The organism is Achromobacter sp. 18P8.1.1, from assembly GCF_057799415.1.
Genome location: NZ_JBYOKH010000015.1, coordinates 47,841 through 73,749, shown reverse-complemented (window position 1 = coordinate 73,749; position 25,909 = coordinate 47,841). Strand labels below are relative to the sequence as shown.

Sequence of the window (25,909 nt, the reverse complement as noted above, 5' to 3'; positions counted from 1 at the left end):
CCCCCGGGGCCGCGCACCCCTGGCCGGCGGACGCTATTCGGCGTCCGCCTCCAGCCGCGCGCCGGCGCGCACGATGCCGCAGCGCTTGTGTGCGCGCATCACCACGCCGACTTCACTATTGAGCACGCCGTCCAGTTCCCCCAGCCGGCGCGTCACGACATCCCACAGATGCAGGCTGTCGCGGCACAGCACGTGCCAGAACAGCTGCGACGCGCCGCTGGTGCCGAACAGGCAGCGCGTGTTCGGATCCAGCGCCAGATGCGCGGCCAACGCGTCCACCGCTTGTGGGCGCACCTGCACCGAAATCACGGCCTCTACCGGAAACCCCACCAAGGCCGGCTCCACTTCCACGCGGAAGCTCAGCGCGCGCCGCTCGACCAGATGCTGCAGCAGACGCTGCGCCGTGGGTTCGCTGACGCTGGCGTGCTCGGCCAGTTCGGCCAGGCTTGCCCGCCCGTCGCGCATCAGATGGGCGACCATGCGTTGTTCGGGTTCCGTCAGCGCCGCCGGCGGCTGCGCGTGCGGCGCTTCCGGGGCAGCGTCCGGCTGGGCCTGGATGCGCCATTGCCCGGCGCGGCGGAACGGCCGCAGCACCAGCCGCGCCTCCACGTGCTCGACGCCGTCGATGGAGGGCAGCACGCGCGTGACCACATCTGGCATGTCGGCCGCATCCGCCAGCGTCAGTTCGGCCATCAGGTCCGCGGTACCGGCCAGGGTGACCACCAACTGGCTGATGTCCAGCCGCGCCAGCTGATCGGCCACGTCCGGCACGCGGCCCGACCGGCAGCGCACCCAGGCGTGCAGCACCACCCCCTGGCCCATGGCCAGCGGGTCGGGCTCGGCGATGACCCGCAGTGCGTCGGCGTCCATCAGGCGGCGGATGCGGCGCGCGACGGTCCGCTCGGCGATGCCGGTGGCCGCACCCAGTTCGCGCCAGGACGCGCGGGGATCCGACTGCAAGGCAATCAGGCAGGCCAGATCGGTGTCATCGAGCGCTGGCATTAGGGGCTTACCCTTACTTGACGTGACCATATTCATTAATCTAACGTTCGCGCATTGATAAAAACACAAAATTAAACGGTCTTTTTGACCAAAAATAAATTCTTATTTTGAGGACGTCATGAGCAGCCCATCCGCGACCTTGCGCAGCAAGCAAGGAGCAAGCGCCGCATCAGCCAGCGCAGCGCCCGTATCCCGCGCCCGCACCATCCTGGCCGGTAGTGTAGGCAATGCAGTCGAATGGTTCGATTGGACCATCTACGCCTCCTTCGCCATCTTCTTCTCCAGCCAGTTCTTCCCGCCTGGAAATGAAACTACCGCGCTCCTGGCCACCTTCGGCATCTTCGCCGTGGGCTTCTTCATGCGTCCGGTGGGCGGCTGGGTCCTGGGCATCTTCTCCGACCGCTACGGCCGCAAAGCCGCGCTCGGCCTGACGATCCTGATGATGGCGGGCGGCTCGCTCATCATCGCCATCACCCCCACCTACGCCACGATCGGCATTGCCGCCCCGCTGCTGCTGACCGGCGCCCGCCTTCTGCAAGGCCTGTCGCTGGGCGGAGAGTATGCCTCGGCCACGACCTTCCTGGCGGAAATGGCCCCGCCGGAAAAGCGCGGCTTCTATTCCAGCTTCGTCTTCTTCAGCGCCGCCGTCGGCATCCTGGCCGCCTCCGCCGTGGGCTGGATCCTGACCTCGACGCTGACCAAAGCGGACATGGCGTCGTGGGGCTGGCGCATTCCCTTCCTGCTGGGCGCCCTGGGCGGCCTGGCCGGCATGTGGATACGCCGCGCCATTCCGGAAACCGAAGCCTTTTCGCACGCCAAGAAGGCCGGCGTCGAAAAGCAGCCGTTGCGCACGCTGCTGCGTGACCACCCGCGCGAAGTGCTGCGCATCGTGGGCTTTTCCGTCCTGACGACCTTCGCGTTCTACATCTTCGTGGCCTACGTCCCCACCTACGCCATCCGCCAGGTGGGTGCCGACCCCAAGACCGCGTTCGCCGCCAACACCGTCGCACTGATCGTGTTCATGCTGGTGCAGCCGCTGTTCGGCATCTTGTCCGACCGCATCGGCCGCAAGCCGCAGCTGATCTTCTTCGCCACCGGCTACCTGGTGTTCTTCTACCCGTTGATGACGACGCTGGGCCCGTCCTTCGGTTCGATTCTGGCAGTGGAGCTGTTCGGCCTGGTGCTGTATGCCATGTACACGGCGATCGCTCCGGCCATCATGTCCGAGCAGTTCCCCACCAGCGTGCGCGCGGTCGGCATCGGCACGCCCTACAACCTGGTTGTCGCGCTGCTGGGCGGCACCACGCCCTACCTGCTGACCTGGCTGCAAAGCAAGGGCATGGAGCGCTGGTTCTTCTACTACGTGCTGGCAGGCGCCGTGATCACGCTGATCACCTTCATCCGCATGCCCGAAACCAAGGGCCAGACGCTGAAGTAGCGGCCAGGCACCCGTGTAAACGCTTTCCAGCTCCGCAAGGGCCGGAAAGCTTTTTCTTTTTCCATGAGACCCATGCCAGAACAAGACCACACCGACCTGCATTTCCGAGACGCCCGCGAACTTGCCCGCGCCATCCGCCAACGCGAGCTGAGCTCGCGCCAGGTCACCACGCACTTCCTGGACCGCATCGAACGCGCCCCGGCGCTTGCGGCCTATAGCGAAGTCACGGCCGAACGCGCCCTGGCGCAGGCCGACGCGGCGGACCGCCTGCAAGACGCCAGCATCCTCATGGGCCCGCTGCACGGCGTGCCGGTGGCGGTGAAGGACAGCATCCAGTGGCAAGGCACGCCGGCCACCGGCGGCTCGCAGACCCGGCGCGGCGTCATCAGCGGAGAGACCTCGGCCGCCGTGCGCGCGCTGGCCGCGCAAGGCATGGTGATCCTGGGCAAGACGCGCATGACCGAATTCGCGTTCGGGCTGTCGGGCCAGAACCCGACCCAGGGCACGGCGCGCAATCCGTGGGACGCCCGCGTCGCGCGTGCGCCAGGCGGGTCATCGAGCGGGTCGGGCGTGGCGGTGGCGGCCGGGCTGGCACCGATCGCGCTGGGCGGCGACACGGGCGGCTCCGTGCGCGCCCCGGCAGCGTTGAACGGCGTGGTGGGCTACAAGCCGTCGACCGGCGTGATCAGCCGGGCCGGCTGCCTGCCCCTGTCAGACACGCTGGACGTGCTGGGCCCCTTGGCCCGCAACGTGGCGGACGCTCGTCTGCTAACCCAACTGCTGGCCGGCCCCGATGTGGACGACGCCACGACCCTGGCATTACCCGCCGCCTGCTTCACCGCGCTGCGCCACCCTGCCCCGCGCCGGCCGGGCGCAGTCGCCGTGCTGGCCCCCCAGGCCTGGCCCGCGTCGCTGACCGAAGCCGGGCTGCAGGTCTGGCATCAGGCGCAAGCGCGCCTGGAGCAAGCCGGCCTCACCCCCACCGCCTGGCACCCGCCCGCCTCGCTGTCGTTTGCGCGCATGGCGGACGACAACTCGGTGGTGCTGGCCTACGAGGCCTATCGCTACTACGGCGCGCTGGCCGAGAACCCCGCAGCGCCCTTGTGGGACATCGTGCGTGCGCGCATCGCGGCAGGCGGACGGATATCGCAGGCCGACTACGACGCCGCACTGCGCCGCCGCCAGGCCGACATGGCCGCGTTCGCCAGCGCCATGCGTGGCGTCGATGCCCTGTTGATGCCCGCCTGCGACCAGGCCGCGCAAGCGCTGGACGCCGAAGACGTCCGCCACGTCGGACTGGGCAAGCTGCTGCGCCCCGCCAACTTCCTGGGCGCGGCCGCAATCTCGCTACCGGCGGGCTTCGACGACGAAGGCATGCCCATCGCCGTCCAGCTGCTGGCCCCCGCCGGTTGCGACGCCGCCCTGCTGGACTGCGCCGCCGCGCTGGAACCCGTGCTGTTGCCTGCGCCGCGCGTGCCGGACCTGTCGGCCTGGGGACTGTAGGCGCGTCACGCGAAAACCGTCCCACCCAGCCTAGCCCGGGCGGGGTGCAAGACGAAAAAAAGCCCCTGCGAACCTTCCGCAGGGGCTTTTTCGTTGAAGAACCGCCTTACAGCGCTTTCTTCAGGTCCTGGACCTTGTCCGTGGCTTCCCACGAGAATTCCGGTTCCGAACGGCCGAAGTGGCCGTAGGCGGCGGTCTTCGCGTAGATCGGCCGCAGCAGGTCCAGCATGTTCACGATGCCCTTGGGACGCAGGTCGAAGTGTTCGCGGACCAGCTTGGCGATCTCGTGGTCGGGGATGACACCGGTGCCTTCGGTGTAGACGGTGATGTTGATCGGCTCAGCCACGCCGATGGCGTAGCTGACCTGCACCTGGCACTGGCGCGCCAGGCCGGCGGCCACAATGTTCTTGGCCACGTAGCGCGCGGCGTAGGCGGCCGAACGGTCGACCTTGGACGGATCCTTGCCCGAGAACGCGCCGCCGCCGTGCGGGCATGCGCCGCCGTAGGTGTCGACGATGATCTTGCGGCCCGTCAGGCCGCAATCGCCTTGCGGGCCGCCGATGACGAAGCGGCCGGTCGGGTTGACCAGGAACTTCGTATTCGGCGTGATCAGGCCTTCGGGGAAACTCGGCTTGATGATGTCTTCAATGACGGCTTCGCGGATGGTCTCTTGCGTGACTTCCGGCGCGTGCTGGGTCGACAGCACCACGGTATCGACTTCCGCCGGGCGGCCATCGACATAGCGGAAGGTCACTTGCGACTTGGCGTCCGGGCGCAACCACGGCAGGCGGCCATCCTTGCGCAGTTCGCTCTGGCGCTGCACCAGGCGGTGCGCGTACCAGATCGGGGCCGGCATCAGGTCGGGCGTTTCATCGCACGCGTAGCCGAACATCAGGCCTTGGTCGCCCGCGCCCTGGTTCAGATAGTCTTCCGAGCTGCGGTCCACGCCTTGGGCGATGTCGGGCGATTGCTTGTCGTAAGCAACCAGCACGGCGCAGCCCTTGTAGTCGATCCCGTATTCGGTGTTGTCGTACCCGATGCGGCGGATGGTGTCCCGCGCGACCTGGATGTAGTCGACGTTGGCGGTGGTGGTGATTTCACCGGCCAGGACGACCAGGCCCGTGTTGCACAGCGTTTCGGCTGCGACACGCGCGTTGGGGTCCTGCGTGAAGATGGCGTCCAGGATGGAATCGGAAATCTGGTCGGCAACCTTGTCGGGGTGCCCTTCAGAGACGGATTCGGAGGTGAAGAGAAAATCGTTATTGGCCACAGAAGCGTCCTTAGTGTCCGGCTTGGCCGGCGCATAGGTTCACGAGGCGCGTTGCACCCCGGACTGCATGGCATACGCTAATCTGGGCGCGACGCTTTAGCGGATTCAGCAAAGGCCGCGCATGGCGCCGCACCCTTGCCGTCGCCCCGCAAGTTGTCGGTTAACTCGGCGACTGAGCCCATTTTAAGCGAAAATGCCGTTCTTATGCTTACGCCCGGGGTGTAAACATATTCCCGGAAACCCGGCATCCCCCGGCATGACCGTGCCCGCCCTTCTCCATTTACCGAATGCTGCTTGCCCTGTTCAGACTCTTCGCCGCCTTGCCGCTACCCGTCGCGCACGCCATCGGGCGCCTGGCGGGGCTTGCGGTCTACGCCTGGCCCGGCAAGTACCGCCGCCGGCTCCAGGCCAACGCGGCCCAGGCCGGTTACCCTGGCGCGGCGTTCGCCCGCCAGGCCGCGGCCGAGACCGGCGCCATGATCCTGGAGAACCCCCGGGTCTGGTTCAAGAATGAGCAAAGCCTGGCGCAGGTGGTGTCGGACGACAACGACGTCGTCACGGCCGCCCGCGCTGAAAACCGCGGCATCCTGTTCCTGACTCCCCACCTGGGCTGCTTTGAAATCACCGCCCGCTACCTGGCGCGCCAGATGCCGATGACGGTGATGTTCCGCCCCCCGCGCAAGGACATCCTGGCCCCGCTGCTGGAAACGGCGCGCAACAGCTCGGACGTCAACGCGGTGCCGGCCACCATGCAAGGCGTGCGCGAGTTCGTGCGCGCCCTGCGCCGCGGCGAATCCGTCGGCATGCTGCCGGACCAGGCGCCCAGCGTAGGCGACGGCGTGTGGGTCCCGTTTTTCGGCCGCCTGGCCTACACGATGACCCTGCCCAGCAAACTGGCCACGCAAACCAATGTGCCGATCATCCTGACCGCGGGCGAACGCCTGCCCCACGGCCGTGGCTGGCGCATCCACTATGTGCGCGTGCCGGAGCCGCTGCCTGCCGACCCGCAGGCACAAGCCGCCTTGATCAACGCCGCGATGGAAACGCTGATCCGGCGCTGCCCCCAGCAATACCTCTGGAGCTACAACCGCTACAAGACCCCGCGCGGCGCCCCGGCAGCGCCAGACGCTGGCACGGCGCCCCCGGCCGCTCTCTGAAAGCCCCGCCGTCCCAAGTAGCCCGGTCTTACCCCCACTACCCCATGAACGAATCGAAAACGCGCACGCTGGTCACCCTGCTGAAATGGTTCGGCCGCATCAAGCCGTCGACGCGCCAGCGCATCGGCGCTGTCCTGGGTTGGCTGGCCCCCCGCCTTGCCCGGTCCCGCGCCCACATCGTGCGCCGCAATCTGGAACTGTGCTTTCCTGATCAGCCCGCGTCCGTGCGCGAACAATGGGTCGCTGACCACTTCCGGGCGCTGGCGCAATCCATCGTGGACCGCGGCGTGCTCTGGTACGGCACGCCCGAGGCCGTCAAGGACCTGGTCACGCAAACGGGCGCCGACCGCATCAACGCACTGACGGCCCAAGGCCGTGCCGTGATCCTGCTGGCGCCCCACTTCATCGCGCTGGACGCGGCCGCCACGCGCCTGACCATGGAAGTGCCCAGCGCGGCCACCATGTACACCCCGCAGAGCGACCCGCACATCGACGCGGTCGTGGCCGCCGGGCGCGCCCGCTTCAACGAGGTCTTCCTGGTCAGCCGCAAGGACGGCGTGCGCGACCTGATCCGCCACCTGCGCGCCCCGCGCCCGGTCTATTACCTGCCCGACATGGATTTCGGCCGCCAGGGCTCGGTGTTCGTGCCCTTTTTTGGCGTTCCCGCCGCCACACTGCTGGCCACCGCCCAGCTGGCCCAGAAGTGGAACGCGGCCGTGCTGCCGGTGGTGGGTTTCTGGAACCCGCAGACCGGCCGCTACCACGTCGACGTGCTGCCGGCGCTGGAGGACTTCCCGGGCGAAGACTCGCTGGAAGCCGCCACCGCCCGACTGAACCGCGAGCTGGAATCCTGGGTGCGCCGCTGCCCCAGCCAGTATTACTGGGTGCACCGGCGCTTCAAGACCCGCCCCCCGGGCGAACCGAAAGTCTATTGAGGACCCGGCACGCGCTGCCCGCACCCCAATAATGGGCGATAATCCAGGCATGAACTGGAACTTCACCAAAATGCATGGCGCGGGCAACGATTTCGTCGTGCTCGACGGGGTCCGCCAGACCATCGACATGACGCCCGAACGGGCGCGCGCCCTGGGCGACCGGCACTTCGGCATTGGCGCCGACCAGATCCTGCTGGTCGAACGCGCCACCCGGCCGGATGCCGACTTCCGCTATCGCATTTTCAATTCCGACGGCAGCGAAGTCGAACACTGCGGCAATGGCGCCCGCTGCTTCGTACGCTTCGTGCACGAGCAAGGCCTGTCCGACCGCAATCCGCTGCGCGCCGAAATCGCCACCGGCATCCTCGTCCTGGACGAAGGCGACGACGAACAGGTCACGGTTGAAATGGGCAGTACCCGTTTCGATCCCGCCGCGCTGCCGTTCGATACCGCCGGCCTCGCCTCGCAACGCCAAGGCGAAGACACGCTCTGGGAGCTGGAACTGGACGCGCCCGCCGGTGTGCCCGCCAAGGTGCTGCTGTCGGCCGTGGCCATTTCCAACCCGCATGCCGTGCAAGTGGTCGACAACGTCGACACCGCGCCCGTCGCCGTGCAGGGCCCGCTGATCGAAACCCATCCGCGCTTTGCGCGCCGGGTCAACGCGGGCTTCATGCAAGTGGTGGACCGCCACAACATCCGCCTGCGCGTGTTTGAACGCGGCGCGGGCGAAACCCTCGCCTGCGGCACCGGCGCGTGCGCCGCCGTCGCGGCCGGCATCCGCCGCGGCCTGCTGGAATCGCCCGTGCGCGTGCAAACGCGCGGCGGCGTGCTCACTATTGCCTGGAACGGCGAACAGCTGCGCATGACCGGCCCGGCCGAGTCCGTCTTCACGGGGCAGGTCGACATCGACAAGCTCGTCTTCTCCATGGCGCTGAACCGCTGACCCTATGACTGATACCGCATTCACCGCCCAGGACATCGCCGCCTTCCTGCAAGAACATCCCGGCTTCTTCGACGAGCACGCTGACGTCTTCGCCACCATGCAGGTGCCCCATCCGCACGGTTCGCGCGCGATTTCGCTGGGCGAACGCCAGATCCTCACCCTGCGCGAACGCAACCGCGAATTGGAATGGCGCTTGAACGAGCTGGTGCGCAATGCCACCGCCAACGAAAGCATCGGCACGCACGTGGCCAAATGGTGCAGCCGCCTGCTGTCCGAAAACGATGCCCAACGCGTACCGGGCGAAATCGCCCTGGGGCTGGCGGAACAGTTCGAACTCAACCACGTGGCGCTGCGCCTGTGGAATCTGTCCGAGTTGCCCGCCACCGGTTACGGCGAACCCGTCTCGCAAGACGTGCGCACGTTCACCGACAGCCTGAAGACGCCGTACTGCGGCACCGATACCGCGTTCGAAGCCGCGGGTTGGCTGGATAGCACGCCGAAGTCGCTGGCGCTGGTGCCCTTGCGCCTGGAAGCCGACGGCGCCGCCGTCGGCCTGCTGGTGCTGGGCTCCGACGACCCCGAGCGCTTCACCCCGGAAATGGGCACGGCATTCCTCGAATCCATCGGCCAACTGGCTTCGGCGGCGCTGCATCGCCTGAATCCGGCGTCGCCGAAGGCGTAGAGCAACGCCAGGGCGGGCGGACATGAATCCCACTACGCGCGACGCGCCCCCGCCCGACTCCCCGCCGCCTGCGGCGGGCGGGCAAGCCTTGCCCGATCCGATGGACGCCTGGCTGCGTCATCTGGAAACCAACCGCCGCTATTCTCCCCACACGCTCGACGGCTACCGGCGCGAACTGCACTTCCTGCGCGAACTCGCCGAAAAGGCCCGTCTGCCGCTGGACAAGATCGCCAACGGCCACATCCGCCAGTTCGTCGCGCGCCTGCATGCCCAGGGCCGCGGCCCGCGCAGCCTGGCACGCACGCTGGCGGCCTGGCGCGGCTTCTATCAATGGTGGGCGCCGTCGATCGAACTGGCCGGCAACCCCGTGGCCGGCGTTCGTGCCCCCAAGGCGCCGCGCGGCTTGCCCAAGGCCCTGTCGGTGGAACAGACGCAGGCGCTGCTGGACCGTGCACCGGCAAAGGTCGCGAACGAGCCCGCCGCGCTGCGCGACCAGGCCATGCTTGAACTGCTGTATTCCAGCGGCCTGCGGCTGTCTGAACTGGTGGGACTGGATCTGCGCTACACGCGCTCGGCCGACTACGAATCCCGCGGCTGGCTGAAACTGGACGAAGCCGAAGTCGAAGTGCTGGGCAAGGGCGGCAAGCGCCGCTCGGTGCCGGTCGGGCAGGCCGCCGTGGCGGCGCTGCAGAAGTGGATCGACGTGCGGGCCCAACTGGCGCCGCCCGCCCCCCAGCCGGAAGACGCCGCGGCCCTGTTCCTGGGCGCCCGCGGCAAACGTATTTCGCCCCGCGTCGTGCAGCTGCAACTGGCGCGCATCGCGCAAGACGCCGGCCTGCCCACGCATGTGCATCCGCACGTGCTGCGCCACAGTTTCGCCAGCCACGTGCTGCAATCGGCGCAGGACCTGCGGGCCGTGCAAGAAATGCTGGGCCACGCCAACATCTCCACCACCCAGGTCTATACCCGGCTGGATTTCCAGCATCTGGCCAAGGCCTACGACCAGGCGCACCCGCGCGCCGGCCGCAAATCCTGAAGGCCTAGCCGCCTGCCGCCACCATGCCGCCCAGCAGCATGACGCCCAGCAACAGCACCGCCAACGCCGCCAGCGCTTCCACGCCGTAGCGCAAGCGCGCCGCGCCCGTGCTGGACAAGCGGTGGCCGATACGCGTTGCGGCGCTACCAGCTGCCACTGCCAGGCAGGCCAGCGCCGCGACCGTCAGGCCCGTGCCCAAGCCCATCGCCAGGGCCGACGCCACGCCGGCCAGGAAGAAGCCTTGCGACAAGGCGAACACCAGCACGATCAGCGCGCCGCTGCACGGCCGCAATCCCACCGCCAATACTGCCGATCCCGCGCGACGCCAGTTCAACGGGCCCGCAACCTGATCAGGCGCCGGCATGTGCGCGTGGCCACAACCGCAGTCGTCATCGTGGTGATGGTGATGCGCAGGCGCCGGCGCGGTGGGCGCATGCACGGCAATCGCCTGCAATGCGGCGGCGCCCTTCAGCGCGGGTGCGGGAGGCATGGGCGCAGCGACGGCCGGCGCCGGCGCGACTTCTTGGCCTGCCCGGCGCCGCAGCAACGGCCGGATCGCCTTCACCCACACCAACCGTGCGCCCAGCAGCGTCACAAGCGCATAGGACGCCAGCTCCAGCCAACGCGTTGCCTGGTTCATCGTCGCCGCGGTGGCGTTGAACACCAACGCCAGCACCGCCACCACCGCAATCGCAACCAGCGCCTGGATCAACGCGGAAGCCAGCGCCAGCAGCGCGCCGTTGCGCGCCGTCTGCCGGTTGGCCAGCACATAGGAAGAGATCACCGCCTTGCCATGCCCGGGCCCCAGGGCGTGGAACACGCCATAGGCGAAAGACAGGCCGATCAGCGCCCAGGCCGCGCCGCCTTCCGCCTGCCAGGCCCGCACTGCGCCCGTCAGCTGACGGTAGAAATGACTTTGCCAGACCGACACCTGCCCAAAGAAGCTGGCCAGCCATCCCGGCCCGGCCAACCCCGAACCGCTTTCCGGCACGCCAAAGGGATGCGCACCCTGGGCGACGGCCGCGCCCATGCCGCCCAGCAGCACCAAAGCCACCGCGAACCGCAGCGCGGCGATCACGGCGACGCTCGGACGTCGCACTACGGGCACCGCACCTCGATACGGTGCGTCAGCCCCTTGGTGATCGCGAACAGCTCGTCGGGCAACGCGTCCGGGTCGGCCGGGATCGCGGCCAGTTGCTGCATGGTCTTCCAATCCAGTTCCTTGGGCTTGCGGTATTCGGACGTGCACGCCGCGGCAGCCGGGCCGCCCAGCGCCACGGCACCTTTTTCATCGAAGGCGTACGCGACGAAATACGTGGGGTCGTAGATATCGACTTGCGCGCCGTCGGCACCCGGCGCCACGGGCGCGGCCAGCGGCAACGTGAACGACAGCGTCAACCGTTTGGTCTTCGCATTCCAATCGACGCGCGCGTCGCGCGGAGCTGCGAACGCGGCCATCTTGCCGTCCGCGGTGACCCGGGTGAAATAGTGCGAGATCGGTTCGCCCAGTGCCTTCATCCAGTCATCGGCCATGCCCTTCAAGGTTGCGGCGGGCAAGGAACCGTCCTTGCCCGTCTTCAGGCCTTGCGTGGCATAGGCGCCGAACATCTCGTCAAACAACCAGACCTGACGGACTGCCGTGATGCGGTGCTGCGCGTCGATATCGATGGTGGCGCGAGCGTCGATCCACATGTGCGGATGCGCGCTGGCGGCGCCCGCCGCCAGCATGGCCGTCACGGCGCTCAGGGTTGCAAGGCCGCGGCAAGCTGACGTACGTTCCATTCAAACATTTCCAGATAGGTGGCGCCGGGCTGTCCGGACTTGGACAGCGCATCGGAATAAAGCGTACCACCCACCTTGGCGCCGGTCTCGCGCGCGATCTGCTGCACCAGCTTGGGGCTGGTGATGTTCTCGACGAAGACGGCCGGCACGCGTTCTCGCTTGACCTGTTCGATGATGGCGGCGACTTCGCCCGCCGACGGCTCGGCATCCGTCGACACTCCCATTGCCGAAATGAACGCCACGCCGTAGGCGTCGCCGAAATAGCCGAAGGCGTCATGCGAGGTCACGACCTTGCGGCGCTCGGCGGGAATGGCGGCAAACGTCTTCTTCACCTTGGCGTCCAGCGCTTGCAGCTTGGCGATGTAGGCGTTTGCACGCTGGCGGTAGTTGTCGGCATGCGCCGGGTCGGCGGCGACCAGGCCCTCGGCCACATTGCGCGCATAGATCACGCCATTGGCCAGGTTCTGCCAGGCATGCGGGTCGGCATCGCCGTGATGATGGTGGCCGTCCGCGCGGTCATGCCCGTGGTCGTGGCCGTGTTCGTGGTCATCGTCATGGCCGTGATCGTCGTGCTTGTCCGCATCGCCGTGCCCGGCGAACTTGCGCGGCGTCACGCCCTGCGAGGCCACCACGGTCTTGCCCGCAAAGCCCGAGGCCTTCGTCAGCTTGGGCAGCCAGGTCTCGAAATCCAGGCCGTTCACGAACAGCACCTGCGCGGCGGACAGCTTCTTCGCGTCGCCCGGAGTGGGTTCGTATTCATGGGCATCGCCGTCGGGGCCCACCAGCGTGGTCAGGCTGACGTCGTTGCCGCCCACTTCGCGCACGATGTCCCCAAGGATGGAAAAGCTGGCGACCGCCTTCACGGGGTCGGCGGCGTGCGCCGCGCCGAAAACGGCCGACAGGCACAGGCCGGCAACGGCCAACAGGGCGCGGCGGCGCGCCGGCAGAATGGAACGCATAGCGAATCTCCTAGTGAACTCAGGCCCGGCGCATGCGGCGCGGCGCCCGCAGCAACCCGCCATGCGGGCCGCCAACGATGGAAAACAGGTAACAGGCGCCGGCTGCCAGGATGATCGAGGGCGAGGCCGGCACGTTGTAGTGGTACGAGACCAGCAGCCCGCTGACGGACGCCAGCACGCCAAACGCCGCGGCCAGCGGAATCTGCCGGGCGGCCGAACGCGCCCAGAAGCGGGCGGCGGCCGCGGGCAGCATCATGATCCCGACCACCATCAAGGTGCCCAGCACCTGAAAGCCCGCCACCAGGTTCACGACCACCAGCACCAGGAAGCCCATGTGGACCCAGCCGCCCCCGCCGCCGCTGGCGCGCAGGAAGCCGGGGTCCAGGCATTCGGCCACCAGCAGGCGGTAGATCGCCGCCAGCACCAGCAAGGTCACGCTGGCCGTGATGGTCACCAGCAGCAGCGCCGCGTCGTCCAGGCCCAGCACCGTGCCAAACAGCACGTGCAGCAGATCCATATTGGAGCCACGCAACGACACCAGCAGCACACCCAGCCCCAGCGAGATCAGATAGAAAGCCGCAAAACTCGCGTCCTCGCGCAACGGCGTCAACCGCGCCACGAGCCCCGCCAGGAGGGCCACGGCCAGGCCGGTAGCGATGCCGCCCAGCATCATCGCGCCCAGCGACAGGCCCGACAGCAGGAAACCCGCCGCGACGCCCGGCAGGATGGCGTGCGACATGGCGTCGCCCATCAGGCTCATGCGCCGCAGCACCAGGAATACGCCCAACGGCGCGGCGCCCAGCGACAAGGCGCTGGCACCCGCCAGCGCGCGCCGCATGAAGCCGTAATCCAGAAAGGGCGAGACCACCCATTGCGCCAGACTCATGCGTAGGCCCTCGTGTGCCACTGCCGCGCCATCTTCAGATGCGCGTCGTTCAAGGTGTCTTGCGTCGCGCCCCAGGCCACGACCGATCCGCACAGCAGCAGGCAATCGGGGAAGTGATCACGCACCAGGTCCAGGTCGTGCAGGACGGCGATCACCGTCCGGCCCTGGCCGTGCAGTCCGCACAGCAACGCCATCAAGTCGTCGGCGGTATGGCTGTCCACGGCCGCGAACGGTTCATCCAGCAGCAGCACCGGCGCATCCTGCATCAGCATCCGCGCAAACAGCGTGCGCTGCATCTGACCGCCCGAGAGCGTATCCACGCCGCGTCCGGCGGCATCCGCCAGCCCCACCGTCTCCAGCGCATCCATGCAACGGTCAAGTTCTTCGCCGCCATACCGGCGCCATCCGCCGACTCGGCGCCACGCCCCCATCGCCACCAGGTCCAGCACCGTCACGGGGAACGACCGGTCCAGTTCAGCCGCCTGCGGCAGCCAGGCCAGTTCGGACCGGCCCGCGCCGCTGATGCGCACGCTGCCCGTCATGGGACGCAGCACGCCCATGATTCCCTTGATCAACGTCGACTTGCCTGCCCCATTAGGGCCCACCACCGCCGTCATGCCGCCGGCGGCAAACCGGCCCGACACCGATTTCAACGCCGGATGGCCATGCCAGCCGAACGACGCGTCATCCAGTTCGATGTGCACCGGCGCCACGCTCATCGCGGCCACCAGTCCAGCGCCCAGCCGGTCAGGGCCCAGAGGGCGGCGGCCGCCGCCAGTGCCGCCGCCATGCGGCGCCAGGCGGAAACGAGGAAGGCGGAACGGGGGATGGCGCCTTGCCGGGGTGCGGCGCCGGGCCGCGCAGGCAGAAGCGAGAAGTGAGACATGGGAAAGCGGTGTTCGAAAGGCGGTGGAATTGCGATGCTGCGTGGTTTTATTATGTTATATCATAACCAATAAGGCTTGAATCCGCCCTGGACGCCCGCATATTCATGTTTTCTGCTACCTTCCAGGCATCTCGCGCGCGTCGCGCGCGTTCCTCATTCAGGTAAAGCCCGCCATGCCCGCTCCGCCCCGATCCCCCCGCAGCGACACCGTCGGCGCTCAGCTCAGCGTCGCCGAGACGCTGTGCGAGCAGCGCGGACGCCGCCTCACGCCCATCCGCCGCAAGGTGCTGGAACTGTTGCTGCGTCACGGCCGCAGCCTGAAAGCCTACGAATTGCTGGACGCCATGCGCGAAGTCCACCCGGGCGCCGCGCCTCCGACGGTGTACCGGGCGCTGGACTTCCTGATGGACGAAGGCCTGATCCACCGGCTGGACGCCGTCAACGCCTGGAGCGCCTGTCATGACGCCGGCGGCGCCCCCCATGACCTGCTGGTGGTCTGCACGGGTTGCGGCGCCGTGGCGGAAGTGTCCGATCCGGCCATGAGCCGCCAGTTGGCCGAGCGCGTCGCCCAAACGGGCTACGCCCTGGCCACCCACGAAACCGAGATCCGCGCGTTGTGTCCCCAATGCCAGCAGAAGCAGCCCGCTGACGCCGGCCATCACCACCATCACCACTAGGCAACGGCGCCATCCGGCGGACGGCGTCCGCCTGGCGCGCCCCGCCCGCGGCAGGACGGACGCCTCACCGCCCTCTGTCCCTCATCGGGCCAGGGCCGCCGCCGCCCTTGAAATCCGGCAAACCGCCCCAAAATAGTGATATCGCCCGATACTTGACGGCGTACAGCCGCGATCCGGACGGCTTCGGCCCCTGGGTTGACCCGGGGTTTGCCCCCTGCCCCCGACTGTGCTGTAATCCTGCGTCCGGCCGCTGTTGGCGGCCTTCGCAGCCTGTGGCAAACATCATCCTGCACGGGAAAAATCCCCTGCCAGGCCCATGTGTTGAATGCCTAGACTTCAGCCTTGACCTCACGCTAGCAGCTTCGCCATGAACACCCCGCGCAGTTTGGACAAAATGGTTCCCGTCACCATCCTCACCGGCTTTCTCGGTGCGGGCAAGACCACCCTGCTCAAACGCATCCTGACCGAATTCCACGGCCGCCGCGTTGCGGTCATCGAAAACGAATTCGGACCGGAAAGCATCGACAACGACCTGCTCGTGCAAGACAGCGATGAAGAAATCATCGAACTGTCCAACGGCTGCGTCTGCTGCACGGTCCGTGGCGACCTCATGCGCACCCTGTCCGAGCTGCGCGCCAAGCGCGAAGCCGGCGAACTGAATTTCGAACGCGTCATCCTCGAGACAACCGGCATGGCCAACCCCGGTCCCGTTTGCCAGACGTTCTTCATGGATGACGACATCGCCGAGTACTACCGCCTGGATGCGGTGGTGACGGTGGTCGACGCCAAGCACGGCATGGCCACGCTCGACGCGCAACCGGAAGCCCAGAAGCAGGTTGGTTTTGCCGACCGCATCCTGATCTCCAAGCGCGACCTGGTCAACGAAGTCGACTACGAAGCGCTGCGCCACCGCCTGGTTCACATGAACCCGCGCGCGCCGATCACGCCGGTCAACTTCGGCGAAGTCGACCTGAAGTCCATCATCGACATCAGCGGCTTCAACCTGAATTCCATTCTGGACATCGACCCGGAATTCCTGGCCGATGAACACCCCGACGCCGCCCACGACCACGGGCACGATCACGGCCATGCCCACGATCACGACCATGAGCACGACGGCGACTGCGGGGCGCATTGCAATCATGCCCACCATCATCACCACCACCAGCACGACGACGAAATCGGCGCGTTCGTGTTCCGTTCCAACAAGCCGTTCGATCCCGCGCGCCTTGAGGAATTCCTGGGCGGCGTGGTGCAGGTCTATGGTCCCGACCTGATGCGTTACAAGGGCATCCTGTACATGAAGGGCATCAACCGCCGCATGTTGTTCCAGGGTGTGCACATGATGATGGGCGCCGAACCCGGCAAGCCGTGGACCGCGGCCGAAAAACCGTCCACCAAGATGGTGTTCATCGGACGTAAGCTGCCCCAGGAGATTTTCACCCGGGGCTTGGAGCAGTGCCTGGCGGGGTAATCCCCCTTCCCGACGTGACGCGATGCGACGAAGGCAGTACTGTGAGGTACGAATAGCGTAAGCAGCAAGCAACACGGACTGGGAAAGGACGCCCGCGCCAGGATCGATTCATAGTGGAGTGTTTTCATGGCTACCAAGGCAGCAACCAAAAAATCAAGCAAGTCGACGAGCGATACGGCGATTGATCTGCCCAGCGAGAAGGAATTGCTGGCCATGCCCGAGTCCGACTATATGAACGAACGCCAGCTGGCTTTCTTCAAGGAACGGCTCAAACAACTCGAACAGGACATCCTGGCCAACGCCGGCGAAACCACTGAGCACCTGCGCGAAACGCAGTTTGTGCCCGATCCCGCCGACCGCGCCACCATCGAGGAAGAACACGCCCTGGAGCTGCGCACCCGCGACCGCGAGCGCAAGCTGCTGAAAAAGGTGCAACAGTCCATCGCCCGCATCGACAGCGGCGAATACGGCTGGTGTGAAGAAACGGGCGAACCGATCGGCGTACCCCGCCTGTTGGCCCGCCCCACGGCCACCCTGTCGCTGGAAGCGCAGGAACGCCGTGAAATGCGCCAAAAGCTGTACGGCGACTAATCCGTCCCGACATTCACGCCATGCCCTGAAAGGCTATGCTGGTTTCCGGCATAGCCTTTTTTATTGTCCTTTTTGCCGGCCCAGAGGATGCACGCCCGCAGCCTTGATTTCCGGTCAACCGCCCCCAGCTAGTCCTTTCAAAGGAAGGAACGCATGGAACAATTTCACGCCACCACCATCGTGTGTGTGCGCCGCGGCAACCGCGTCGCGCTCGGCGGCGATGGCCAGGTCACCCTGGGCAACATCGTCGTCAAGGGCACGGCCCGCAAGATCCGCCGCCTGTACCACGACAAGATCCTGGCCGGTTTCGCCGGCGCCACCGCCGACGCATTCACGTTGCAGGAACGTTTTGAAGCCAAGCTGGAAAAGCACCAGGGCAACCTGATGCGCGCCGCGGTCGAACTGACCCGCGACTGGCGCACCGACCGCGTCCTGCGCCGGCTGGAAGCCATGCTGATCGTGGCCGACACCGAGCACACGCTCGTGCTGACCGGCAACGGCGATGTGCTGGAACCCGAACACGGCCTCGCGGCCATCGGCTCCGGCGGCGCCTACGCCCAATCGGCTGCCCTGGCGTTGCTGCGCAACACCGACCTGTCGCCTGAGACCGTCGTCAAGCAATCGCTGGAAATCGCCGGCGACCTCTGCATCTATACCAACCAGAACCACGTCATCGAAACGCTGGGCGACTGACGCCCGCCACGCGGCGCACCGGGTGCGCCGCCGCCGCCTCCCCAGCCCGCCCTAGCTTCAAGGATTCGCCCTCATGTCCGCATCCAACATGACGCCCGGAGAGATCGTCTCCGAACTCGACAAATACATCGTCGGCCAGAATCGCGCCAAGCGCGCGGTCGCCGTGGCCTTGCGCAACCGCTGGCGCCGCCAGCAGGTCGCCGAGCCCCTGCGCCACGAGATCCACCCTAAGAACATCCTGATGATCGGCCCCACCGGCGTGGGCAAGACCGAGATCGCGCGCCGCCTGGCCAAGCTGGCCAACGCGCCCTTCATCAAGATCGAAGCCACCAAGTTCACGGAAGTGGGCTATGTGGGCCGCGACGTCGACACCATCATCCGCGACCTGACCGAATACTCGATCAAGCAGACGCGTGAACTGGAAATGCGCCGCGTGCGCACCCAGGCCGAAGACGCCGCCGAAGACCGCATCCTGGACGCGCTGGTCCCGCCCGCCCGCGGCGCCTCCGGCGAACCGGAACGCGGCGAAGACAACAGCGCCCGCCAGACATTCAGAAAGCGCCTGCGCGAAGGCAAGATCGACGATCTGGAAATCGAGATCGAAGTGGCCCAGGCCGCGCCGCAGATGGACGTCATGACGCCCCCCGGCATGGAAGAAATGGCCGAGCAGCTGCGCGGCATGTTCGCCGGCATGGCCCGCGACAAGAAAAAACCCAAGAAAATGAAGGTGCGCGAAGCCTTCAAGCTGATCGTCGACGAAGAAGCCGCCAAGCGCGTCAACGAAGAAGACCTGCGCACCGTGGCCATCAACAACGTCGAGCAGAACGGCATCGTCTTCCTGGACGAGATCGACAAGATCGCGGCCCGCCAGGAATCGGGCGGCGCCGACGTGTCGCGCCAGGGCGTGCAGCGCGACCTGCTGCCGCTGGTTGAAGGCACGACCGTCAACACGCGCTACGGCATGGTCCGCACCGACCACATCCTGTTCATCGCGTCGGGCGCATTCCACCTGGCCCGCCCGTCGGATCTGATTCCCGAGCTGCAAGGCCGTTTCCCGATCCGCGTGGAACTGGAATCGCTGACCGCCGAAGACTTCGTGCGCATCCTGTCCGATACGGACGCCTCGCTGACCAAGCAGTACACCGCGCTGATGGCCACCGAAGACGTGCAGTTGGAGTTCACGGATGAGGGCGTGCGCCGCCTGGCCGAACTGGCCTACGACGTGAACGAAACCACCGAGAACATCGGTGCCCGCCGCCTGTACACGGTGATGGAAAAGCTGTTGGACGAGCTGTCGTTCGACGCGACGTCCAGCCAGGACAAGCACGTGAAGATCGACGCCGCCTACGTCAACTCGCAGTTGGCGGAAGCCGCCAGCAGCCAGGACCTGGCGCGCTACGTGCTGTAAATCGGGCAGCGCGCCTGGCGCGCTCCCTTCTGATCAACGCCGTTTATCGCAATCTTGCGGCAAACGGCGTTTTTCATGGCGCGGCGTCAGTTCGTGATCGCCGTCACGACATACTTGCCGTCCTTGCGGGTGGCCGTGAAGCGGACCTTGTCGCCCGCCTTGATCTTGGACAGCAGGGCCGGCGGATCCGCCTCATAGACCAGCGTCATGGCCGGCAGGTCCAGGGCCTTGATCTCGTCGTGCTTGATCGTGACCTTGCCCGCGGCCGGATCCACCCGGCGCACTTCGCCGCTGGCGTCGGCCGTTTGGGCGAACGCCAAGGGCGTAGCCAGCGTCACGACGGCCATCGCGGTGGCGATGGCCATAGGCATTGCATATTTGCGGTCAAAAGCCATACAGGCGTCCTCCATTGACAGCGAAAGCCGAAGGGGCTGAAACCCGCGCCCTTGCTGCTTTCCACAATGCTAGGATACCGCCGTTATGCAACAGTTCCGGCTGGGCCGACGCAACAATCCTTACAGTTGATTGCGAAGCGGCCGTCCGCCCGGGCGTGCGCTTACCCCCGGACGCAATCCGCCTCCTTCCTTTTCCCCGATTCAGGACACTCCCCATGGCCAACCGCTTATCCGTCATTGCCACCCGCACCGGAGACGACGGCACGACAGGGCTGGGGGACGGATCGCGCGTTCCCAAGGATGGCCCCCGCATCGCGGCCCTGGGCGATGTGGATGAATTGAACAGCGTCATCGGCCTGCTGCTGACTGACCCCCTGCCGCCCGAGATTTCGCTTGACCTGATGGCGATCCAGCACGACCTCTTCGACATGGGCGCGGAACTCTGCATTCCCGGCCACGCCGCCGTGACTGACGCGCAAATCGCCCGCCTGGATGCGCGGTTGGCGCACTACAACGCGACGCTGGCCCCGCTGCGCGAATTCATTCTGCCTGGCGGCACGAGGGCCGCCGCCCAGGCACACGTGGCGCGCACCGTCTGCCGGCGGGCAGAACGGGCGGTGGTGGCGCTGGCGGGGGCCGAATCTGTGAATCCTCCGGTGCGCCAGTACCTGAACCGGTTGTCGGACCTGATGTTCGTGCTGGCCCGTTGTATAAACCAGCATGCGGGGCAGAAAGACACGTTCTGGGCGGGAGCCCAGGCGCGCCGCTAAGGCGTGGCCGCGACACGCCGGACGTCCCCGGCCTTCAGATTTCCAAGCACATGAGCATTATCGTCACCGGCGGCGCCGGCTTTATCGGGTCCAACTTCGTCCTGGACTGGCTTGCCCGCAGCGACGAACCGGTCGTCACGCTGGACAAGCTGACCTACGCCGGCAATCTGGACAATCTGGCATCGCTGGCGCTCGACGCGCGGCACACGTTCGTCCACGGCGACATCGCCGATCAGGCGGCGGTGTCGGCGCTGTTGCACACGCACCGCCCTCGCGCGCTGATCAATTTCGCCGCCGAGACCCACGTCGACCGGTCCATCGCCGATCCGGGCACGTTCCTGCAGGCGAACGTCGTCGGGACCTTCCACCTGCTGGAGGCCGTACGCCACTATTGGTCGGCGCTGGACGACGGCGGCAAGGCGGATTTCCGCTTTGTGCATATTTCCACCGACGAAGTCTATGGCTCGCTGGACGAAGACGCCCCTGCGTTCACCGAGCTGACCTGCTACGCGCCGAACAGCCCCTATTCCGCCAGCAAGGCGGCCAGCGACCACCTGGTGCGTGCCTATCACCAGACTTACGGGCTGCCCGTCCTGACGTCGAATTGCTCGAACAACTACGGCCCGCGGCAGTTTCCGGAAAAGCTGATTCCCCTGGTGATCCACAACGCGTTCGCCGGCAAGCCGCTGCCGATCTACGGCGACGGCCTGCAGCGGCGGGATTGGCTGTATGTGGCCGACCACTGCGACGCCATCCGCCGGATGCTGCAAGCCGGTGTTCCGGGGGCGACGTACAACGTGGGCGGCTGGAACGAAAAGACCAATCTGGATCTGGTGCGAGGCCTGTGCGCGCTGCTGGACGAGCGCCGGCCGCGGGCCGACGGCCAGTCGTACGCATCGCAGATCGTCCACGTGCCGGACCGGGCCGGCCATGACCGCCGCTATGCCGTGGACGCGACGCGCCTGCAGCGCGACCTGGGATGGATACCGGCCGAGACCTTCGAATCCGGCATCCGCAAGACGGTGCAGTGGTACCTGGACGAAGCGCAATGGGTGGCAAATGTTGCCAGCGGCGCTTATCGCACCCACTCCACGATTTAGCGGAACCGCGTGAAGATCCTACTGCTGGGCAAAGCGGGTCAGATTGGTCAGGAACTGCGGCACGCCTTGCCCGCACTGGGCGAGGTCGTCCCGCTTGGCCACGGCGACGTCGACCTGCGCGATCAGGATGCCTTGCTGCGCGCCTTGGCTGCGCACCGTCCCGATGTAATCGTGAACGCGGCGGCCTATACCGCCGTGGACCAGGCCGAAACCGATCGGGAGGCGGCTGGTCAGGTCAACGCGCAGGCGGTCGCCGCGCTGGCGCAGTACGCGAAGGACGCAAGCGCCCTGCTGGTGCACTATTCCACCGACTATGTCTTCGACGGCGACAGCGACCAGCCGTACACGGAAACCGATACGCCCCGCCCGCTGAACGTCTATGGCGCCACCAAACTCGCGGGGGAGTCGGCAGTGCTGGAAAGCGGCTGCGACGCGCTGGTGTTCCGCTGCAGCTGGGTCTACGCGCCGCACGGCCGCAACTTCCCCACATCGATCCTGCGTCTGGCTCGGACCCGGGACCATCTGGATGTCGTGGCAGACCAGATCGGCGCACCGACCTCCGCCTCGCTGATCGCCGACGTCACGGCACAGGCCGTGGCCCGCCACCGACAACAGCGGCTGCCGGCCGGCATCTATCATCTGGCTGCCGGCGGCGCCACCAGTTGGCATGCCTTCGCGCGCTATCTGGTTTCCGGCGCTGCGGCGCGGGGTGCGGCCCTGGCACTGACTCCGGATCGGATCCGCGCCATCGCCTCGAAAGACTACCCCGCCGCGGCCAAACGCCCGCACAATTCAAGGCTGGACACCACGCGGCTCTCGGCCGCACTGGCGCTGCCGCTGCCCTCCTGGACGCAAGGCGCGGACCGCTTCCTGGATCAACTTTCGGCGCGCGGGGAATTCACATGATGCGTAAAGGCATAGTGCTGGCCGGCGGCACCGGCGAACGACTGCATCCGGCGACGCTGGCGGTCAGCAAGCAACTGCTGCCGGTCTTCGACAAGCCGATGGTCTACTACCCCCTCACCACGTTGATGCTGGCGGGCATCCGCGACATCCTGATCATCTCGACGCCGCAGGACACGCCGCGGTTCCAGCAGTTGCTGGGCGACGGATCGCAATGGGGTTTGAATCTTGCCTACGCGGTGCAACCCTCGCCCGACGGGTTGGCGCAGGCGTTCCTGATCGGCGCACCCTTCATCGGGCAAGACCCCTGCGCGCTGGTCCTGGGCGACAACATCTTCTACGGCCACGAACTGCCCCGGCTGCTGCAAAACGCCAACGGACGCCCGGACGGCGCCACCGTGTTCACCTATCACGTGCAGGACCCGGAGCGCTACGGCGTGGCCGAATTCGACCGCGACGGCAAGGTGCTGTCCATCGAGGAAAAGCCCGCCCGCCCCCGATCCGGCTATGCCGTCACCGGCCTGTATTTCTACGACAACGATGTGATCGACGTCGCCCGCGGCATCCGGCCGTCCGCGCGCGGCGAACTCGAGATCACAGACGTGAACCAGCACTACCTGAAGCAAGGCAAGCTGAGCGTGGAGATCATGGGACGCGGCTTTGCCTGGCTGGACACCGGCACCCACGAATCGCTGCTGGAAGCCAGCCAGTTCATCGCCACGCTGGAACACCGCCAGGGATTGAAGGTGGCGTGTCCAGAAGAAATCGCCTTCCGCCAGCGGTGGATCAGCGCCGACGCCCTGGAAAAGCTGGCCGCGCCCTTGTCCAAAAGCGGCTATGGCCAATACCTGAGGCGTGTCCTGGTGGATAAGGTGTTCTGATGAAAGCCCTTGCGCAAGCCATCCCAGACGTGCTGGTCCTGGAACCCCGCGTGTTCAACGACGCGCGCGGCTTCTTCTTCGAGAGTTTCAACCAGGACGTTTTCGAAGCCGCGACCGGCCTCTCGCGCCGCTTCGTGCAGGACAACCATTCGCGCTCGGCCAAGGGCGTCTTGCGCGGCCTGCACTATCAAGTGACGCAGCCGCAAGGCAAGCTGGTGCGCGTATGCGCGGGCGAGATATTCGACGTGGCGGTCGACGTGCGGCGCACGTCGCCGACCTTCGGGCGATGGGTTGGCGTGGTGCTCTCGGCAGAGAACAAGCGCCAGATGTGGATCCCCGAAGGATTCGCCCACGGTTTCCTGACGCTGTCGGATTCCGCCGACGTCCTGTACAAGGCGACGGACTACTACGCCCCGCACCATGAGCGCTGCATCCGCTGGGACGATCCGGCCTTGGGCATCGCCTGGCCGGGCGGCCTGACGCCGTTGCTGTCCGCCAAGGACGGTAACGGCGTGTCCCTGGACGACGCCGAAACGGGCTGACTCAGGCTGACTCAGTTCACGCCAGCCGCGTGCGCCTGCTCGTCCGCGTGATACGACGAACGCACCATCGCGCCCACTGCCGCATGCGAGAACCCCATCGCATACGCCTCACGTTCAAACATCGCGAACGTATCCGGGTGCACGTAGCGCAACACCGGCAGATGGTGCTCCGACGGCTGCAGATACTGGCCGATCGTCAGCATATCCACATTGTGTTCGCGCATATCCCGCATGACTTGCAGGATTTCTTCGTCCGTCTCGCCCAGGCCCAGCATCAGGCCGGACTTGGTGGGCATTTCCGGATGCAGCTTCTTGAATTCGGCCAGCAGCTTCAAGGAGTGCATGTAGTCCGAACCCGGGCGGGCCTGCTTGTACAGGCGCGGCACGGTTTCCAGGTTGTGGTTCATGACGTCCGGAGGGCCGGCGTTCAGGATCGCCAGCGCACGGTCCAGGCGGCCGCGGAAGTCAGGCACCAGGACCTCGATGCGGGTGGTGGGCGACAGTTCGCGGATGTGCGTGATGCAATCCACGAAGTGGGCGGCCCCGCCGTCGCGCAGGTCGTCGCGGTCGACCGACGTGATCACGACGTAAGACAGCTTCAATGCGGCGATGGTGCGCGCCAGGTTCTCGGGTTCTTTGGTGTCCAGCGGGTCGGGGCGGCCATGGCCCACATCACAGAACGGGCAGCGGCGGGTGCACTTGTCGCCCATGATCATGAACGTGGCGGTACCCTTGCCGAAGCATTCGCCGATGTTCGGGCAGGACGCTTCTTCGCACACCGTATGCAGGTTGTGTTCCCGCAGGATGCGCTTGATGTCGTAGAAGCGCGAGCCCGGCGCGGCGGCCTTCACGCGGATCCACTCGGGCTTCTTCAGGCGTTCGGCCGGAATGATCTTGATGGGGATGCGTGCCGTCTTGGCCTGCGATTTCTGCTTTTGCGTCGGATCGTAGGCCGAGTCCGCGGGCGCGGCGGCGGATTCGTTCGAGGGAACAGGAGACTCGGCGAGCGTAGACATTGGGCACCTTCGAAACCGGGGCGCAAGACGGCCCGGTCTGAGACAAAAGAGGCATTTTACCCCTCCGCGCCGGGATCCGCCGCGAACGCCCGCCCGCGCCCCGGCGCCACCCGCGCGGCTGGGTTATCGTCACGCCTGACGAATCCCCTGAAATTCCCCCATGTCTTCCCTGCCTACGCTGCGCCCCGTGGCGCTCATCGCGCCCCGCCTGGATGCCGGGCCCGCTGGCCGCGCCATCCAGGCCTGCGCTGAACGCCTGGCGCCCGCCGGCTATTACCTGGCCGCCGGCCCCTGGCGCGATGCCGCCATGCTGCCCCAGCTGGCCGTCCTGCGCCCGGCCGCCGCCCTGGTCATTGGCCCCCTGGACGAGCCCGTCCTGCGGGCCGGGCTGGCCGCGCTGGAAATACCGGTGGTGGAAACCTGGAGCGCCTCGGCCCGGCCGCTGGACAGCGCGGTTGTGATCGACAACGAGGAAGCCGGACGCGCGGCGGCGCGTCATCTGGCCGAAAAGCGCCACGCGATGGTGGCCTGCATCAGCGCCGATAACCCGTGGGAGCGCGCGCGGCGCGACGGTTTCCTCAGTACGGCTGCCGCGCTGGGCCTGGACCGGGTTGCCGACATCGTGCAGCCCGAGGTGCAGCAGATGAACGACGGCCGCATGGCCTTCCTGCGGTTGCTGGCCACCAACACGATCTTCGACGCGGTGTTCTGCACGTCGGACCTGCTGGCCGCCGCCGCGGTCTCCGAAGCACACAACCGCGACCTGCACGTGCCGCAGGACCTGGCGGTGCTGGGTTTCACGGACGATGGCAGCGCGGCCCAATGGGCGCAAGGCCTGACGACGCTGGGCGTGGATGCCGCCGACCTGGGCAGGCGGGCGGCCCAATTGCTGCTGGACCGCCTGGCCGGCGTACGCGGCGTCGGCCAAGGCGACACGCTGGAAGCGGTCTTCGAAACCCGGTTAAGCACGTAGGATGGGT

The 25,909-nt window shown here is 66.8% G+C and carries 28 protein-coding genes; 18 read left to right on the top strand and 10 right to left on the bottom strand.

Annotation, left to right across the window (positions count from 1 at the left end):
• Nucleotides 1-33: 33 nt before the first annotated feature.
• Nucleotides 34-1,038 (bottom strand): Lrp/AsnC family transcriptional regulator, encoded by a 1,005-nt coding sequence (locus tag AC27VE_RS12250; RefSeq protein ID WP_488703991.1) that lies wholly within the window; start codon nucleotides 1,036-1,038, stop codon nucleotides 34-36.
• Nucleotides 1,039-1,120: 82 nt separating this feature from the next.
• Between AC27VE_RS12250 and AC27VE_RS12245 the strand changes: the two genes are divergently transcribed.
• Together AC27VE_RS12245 and AC27VE_RS12240 are read left to right on the top strand one after the other, a co-directional pair.
• Nucleotides 1,121-2,440, top strand: a complete 1,320-nt coding sequence (locus tag AC27VE_RS12245; protein WP_488703990.1) for an MFS transporter — start codon at nucleotides 1,121-1,123, stop codon at nucleotides 2,438-2,440.
• Between the two features lie 72 nt (nucleotides 2,441-2,512).
• Nucleotides 2,513-3,943, top strand: a complete 1,431-nt coding sequence (locus AC27VE_RS12240; protein ID WP_488703989.1) for an amidase — start codon at nucleotides 2,513-2,515, stop codon at nucleotides 3,941-3,943.
• 106 nt (nucleotides 3,944-4,049) lie between these two features.
• Here the strand turns inward: AC27VE_RS12240 and metK are convergent, their stop codons facing one another.
• Nucleotides 4,050-5,213: a methionine adenosyltransferase gene (gene metK, locus AC27VE_RS12235; protein WP_006224822.1), complete on the bottom strand. Its 1,164-nt coding sequence runs from the start codon at nucleotides 5,211-5,213 to the stop codon at nucleotides 4,050-4,052.
• A gap of 287 nt (nucleotides 5,214-5,500) precedes the next feature.
• Between metK and AC27VE_RS12230 the strand changes: the two genes are divergently transcribed.
• Genes AC27VE_RS12230 through xerC form a run of 5 tightly spaced genes read left to right on the top strand, consistent with a single transcriptional unit; the run spans nucleotide 5,501 to nucleotide 9,966 of the window.
• Complete coding sequence (locus tag AC27VE_RS12230) at nucleotides 5,501-6,370, top strand: lysophospholipid acyltransferase family protein (protein ID WP_488703988.1); 870 nt, start codon at nucleotides 5,501-5,503, stop codon at nucleotides 6,368-6,370.
• A 44-nt stretch (nucleotides 6,371-6,414) separates the two neighbouring features.
• Complete coding sequence (locus tag AC27VE_RS12225; protein WP_315135900.1) at nucleotides 6,415-7,305, top strand: lysophospholipid acyltransferase family protein; 891 nt, start codon at nucleotides 6,415-6,417, stop codon at nucleotides 7,303-7,305.
• A gap of 31 nt (nucleotides 7,306-7,336) precedes the next feature.
• A complete protein-coding gene (gene dapF, locus AC27VE_RS12220) occupies nucleotides 7,337-8,248 on the top strand; it encodes a diaminopimelate epimerase (RefSeq protein ID WP_088588636.1) in 912 nt (303 codons plus the stop codon).
• A gap of 4 nt (nucleotides 8,249-8,252) precedes the next feature.
• Nucleotides 8,253-8,930 carry a DUF484 family protein gene (locus AC27VE_RS12215; RefSeq protein WP_006224826.1) on the top strand — a complete coding sequence of 226 codons (678 nt, stop codon included), beginning with the start codon at nucleotides 8,253-8,255 and terminating at the stop codon, nucleotides 8,928-8,930.
• 22 nt (nucleotides 8,931-8,952) lie between these two features.
• Entirely contained in the window at nucleotides 8,953-9,966 is a 1,014-nt protein-coding gene (gene xerC / locus AC27VE_RS12210) for a tyrosine recombinase XerC (RefSeq protein ID WP_488703987.1), read from the top strand.
• Between the two features lie 4 nt (nucleotides 9,967-9,970).
• Here the strand turns inward: xerC and AC27VE_RS12205 are convergent, their stop codons facing one another.
• From AC27VE_RS12205 to AC27VE_RS12180, 6 genes are all read right to left on the bottom strand, one after another.
• Nucleotides 9,971-10,996, bottom strand: coding sequence for a nickel/cobalt transporter (locus AC27VE_RS12205; protein WP_488704016.1), 1,026 nt, complete (start codon nucleotides 10,994-10,996; stop codon nucleotides 9,971-9,973).
• Nucleotides 10,997-11,064: 68 nt separating this feature from the next.
• Nucleotides 11,065-11,748, bottom strand: a complete 684-nt coding sequence (locus tag AC27VE_RS12200; protein ID WP_088588635.1) for a DUF1007 family protein — start codon at nucleotides 11,746-11,748, stop codon at nucleotides 11,065-11,067.
• Nucleotides 11,709-12,707, bottom strand: a complete 999-nt coding sequence (locus AC27VE_RS12195; protein WP_488703986.1) for a metal ABC transporter substrate-binding protein — start codon at nucleotides 12,705-12,707, stop codon at nucleotides 11,709-11,711. The genes AC27VE_RS12200 and AC27VE_RS12195 overlap by 40 nt, the downstream gene beginning before the upstream one ends.
• Before the next feature lie 19 nt (nucleotides 12,708-12,726).
• Nucleotides 12,727-13,593, bottom strand: coding sequence for a metal ABC transporter permease (locus tag AC27VE_RS12190; protein ID WP_280028429.1), 867 nt, complete (start codon nucleotides 13,591-13,593; stop codon nucleotides 12,727-12,729).
• Nucleotides 13,590-14,312: a metal ABC transporter ATP-binding protein gene (locus AC27VE_RS12185; protein WP_315135891.1), complete on the bottom strand. Its 723-nt coding sequence runs from the start codon at nucleotides 14,310-14,312 to the stop codon at nucleotides 13,590-13,592. Before AC27VE_RS12185 ends, AC27VE_RS12190 begins: the two co-directional genes overlap by 4 nt.
• A complete protein-coding gene (locus AC27VE_RS12180) occupies nucleotides 14,309-14,479 on the bottom strand; it encodes a hypothetical protein (protein ID WP_167390059.1) in 171 nt (56 codons plus the stop codon). Before AC27VE_RS12180 ends, AC27VE_RS12185 begins: the two co-directional genes overlap by 4 nt.
• Nucleotides 14,480-14,652: 173 nt before the next feature.
• On the opposite strand from AC27VE_RS12180, the gene AC27VE_RS12175 reads away from it, so the two are divergent.
• The 5 genes from AC27VE_RS12175 to hslU all read left to right on the top strand — a co-directional run bounded on the left by AC27VE_RS12175 (nucleotide 14,653) and on the right by hslU (nucleotide 19,322).
• Nucleotides 14,653-15,156 (top strand): Fur family transcriptional regulator, encoded by a 504-nt coding sequence (locus AC27VE_RS12175; protein ID WP_006224833.1) that lies wholly within the window; start codon nucleotides 14,653-14,655, stop codon nucleotides 15,154-15,156.
• A gap of 367 nt (nucleotides 15,157-15,523) precedes the next feature.
• Nucleotides 15,524-16,630: a CobW family GTP-binding protein gene (locus AC27VE_RS12170; protein WP_488703985.1), complete on the top strand. Its 1,107-nt coding sequence runs from the start codon at nucleotides 15,524-15,526 to the stop codon at nucleotides 16,628-16,630.
• 126 nt (nucleotides 16,631-16,756) lie between these two features.
• Nucleotides 16,757-17,221: an RNA polymerase-binding protein DksA gene (gene dksA, locus AC27VE_RS12165; RefSeq protein WP_006216410.1), complete on the top strand. Its 465-nt coding sequence runs from the start codon at nucleotides 16,757-16,759 to the stop codon at nucleotides 17,219-17,221.
• A 153-nt stretch (nucleotides 17,222-17,374) separates the two neighbouring features.
• The gene (gene hslV / locus AC27VE_RS12160) at nucleotides 17,375-17,914 is read left to right on the top strand and encodes an ATP-dependent protease subunit HslV (RefSeq protein ID WP_006224835.1); all 540 of its coding nucleotides are present in this window, start codon (nucleotides 17,375-17,377) and stop codon (nucleotides 17,912-17,914) included.
• 73 nt (nucleotides 17,915-17,987) lie between these two features.
• Entirely contained in the window at nucleotides 17,988-19,322 is a 1,335-nt protein-coding gene (hslU, locus tag AC27VE_RS12155; RefSeq protein WP_035213095.1) for an ATP-dependent protease ATPase subunit HslU, read from the top strand.
• Between the two features lie 86 nt (nucleotides 19,323-19,408).
• On the opposite strand, the gene AC27VE_RS12150 is transcribed toward hslU, so the two are convergent.
• Entirely contained in the window at nucleotides 19,409-19,717 is a 309-nt protein-coding gene (locus tag AC27VE_RS12150) for a copper-binding protein (protein WP_006224837.1), read from the bottom strand.
• A gap of 215 nt (nucleotides 19,718-19,932) precedes the next feature.
• Between AC27VE_RS12150 and AC27VE_RS12145 the strand changes: the two genes are divergently transcribed.
• The 5 genes from AC27VE_RS12145 to rfbC are packed head-to-tail and all read left to right on the top strand — an operon-like array spanning nucleotide 19,933 to nucleotide 23,913.
• A complete protein-coding gene (locus tag AC27VE_RS12145; protein WP_006224838.1) occupies nucleotides 19,933-20,487 on the top strand; it encodes a cob(I)yrinic acid a,c-diamide adenosyltransferase in 555 nt (184 codons plus the stop codon).
• A gap of 50 nt (nucleotides 20,488-20,537) precedes the next feature.
• Nucleotides 20,538-21,587, top strand: coding sequence for a dTDP-glucose 4,6-dehydratase (gene rfbB, locus AC27VE_RS12140; RefSeq protein WP_488703984.1), 1,050 nt, complete (start codon nucleotides 20,538-20,540; stop codon nucleotides 21,585-21,587).
• Between the two features lie 9 nt (nucleotides 21,588-21,596).
• Complete coding sequence (rfbD, locus tag AC27VE_RS12135; protein WP_088588628.1) at nucleotides 21,597-22,493, top strand: dTDP-4-dehydrorhamnose reductase; 897 nt, start codon at nucleotides 21,597-21,599, stop codon at nucleotides 22,491-22,493.
• Nucleotides 22,490-23,371, top strand: a complete 882-nt coding sequence (gene rfbA, locus AC27VE_RS12130; RefSeq protein WP_488703983.1) for a glucose-1-phosphate thymidylyltransferase RfbA — start codon at nucleotides 22,490-22,492, stop codon at nucleotides 23,369-23,371. The genes rfbD and rfbA overlap by 4 nt, the downstream gene beginning before the upstream one ends.
• The gene (gene rfbC, locus AC27VE_RS12125; protein ID WP_488703982.1) at nucleotides 23,371-23,913 is read left to right on the top strand and encodes a dTDP-4-dehydrorhamnose 3,5-epimerase; all 543 of its coding nucleotides are present in this window, start codon (nucleotides 23,371-23,373) and stop codon (nucleotides 23,911-23,913) included. Before rfbA ends, rfbC begins: the two co-directional genes overlap by 1 nt.
• 11 nt (nucleotides 23,914-23,924) lie before the next feature.
• Here the strand turns inward: rfbC and lipA are convergent, their stop codons facing one another.
• Complete coding sequence (lipA, locus tag AC27VE_RS12120; RefSeq protein ID WP_488703981.1) at nucleotides 23,925-24,929, bottom strand: lipoyl synthase; 1,005 nt, start codon at nucleotides 24,927-24,929, stop codon at nucleotides 23,925-23,927.
• Nucleotides 24,930-25,089: 160 nt separating this feature from the next.
• Between lipA and AC27VE_RS12115 the strand changes: the two genes are divergently transcribed.
• Complete coding sequence (locus AC27VE_RS12115) at nucleotides 25,090-25,902, top strand: substrate-binding domain-containing protein (RefSeq protein ID WP_488703980.1); 813 nt, start codon at nucleotides 25,090-25,092, stop codon at nucleotides 25,900-25,902.
• The last annotated feature ends 7 nt before the right edge of the window (nucleotides 25,903-25,909 follow it).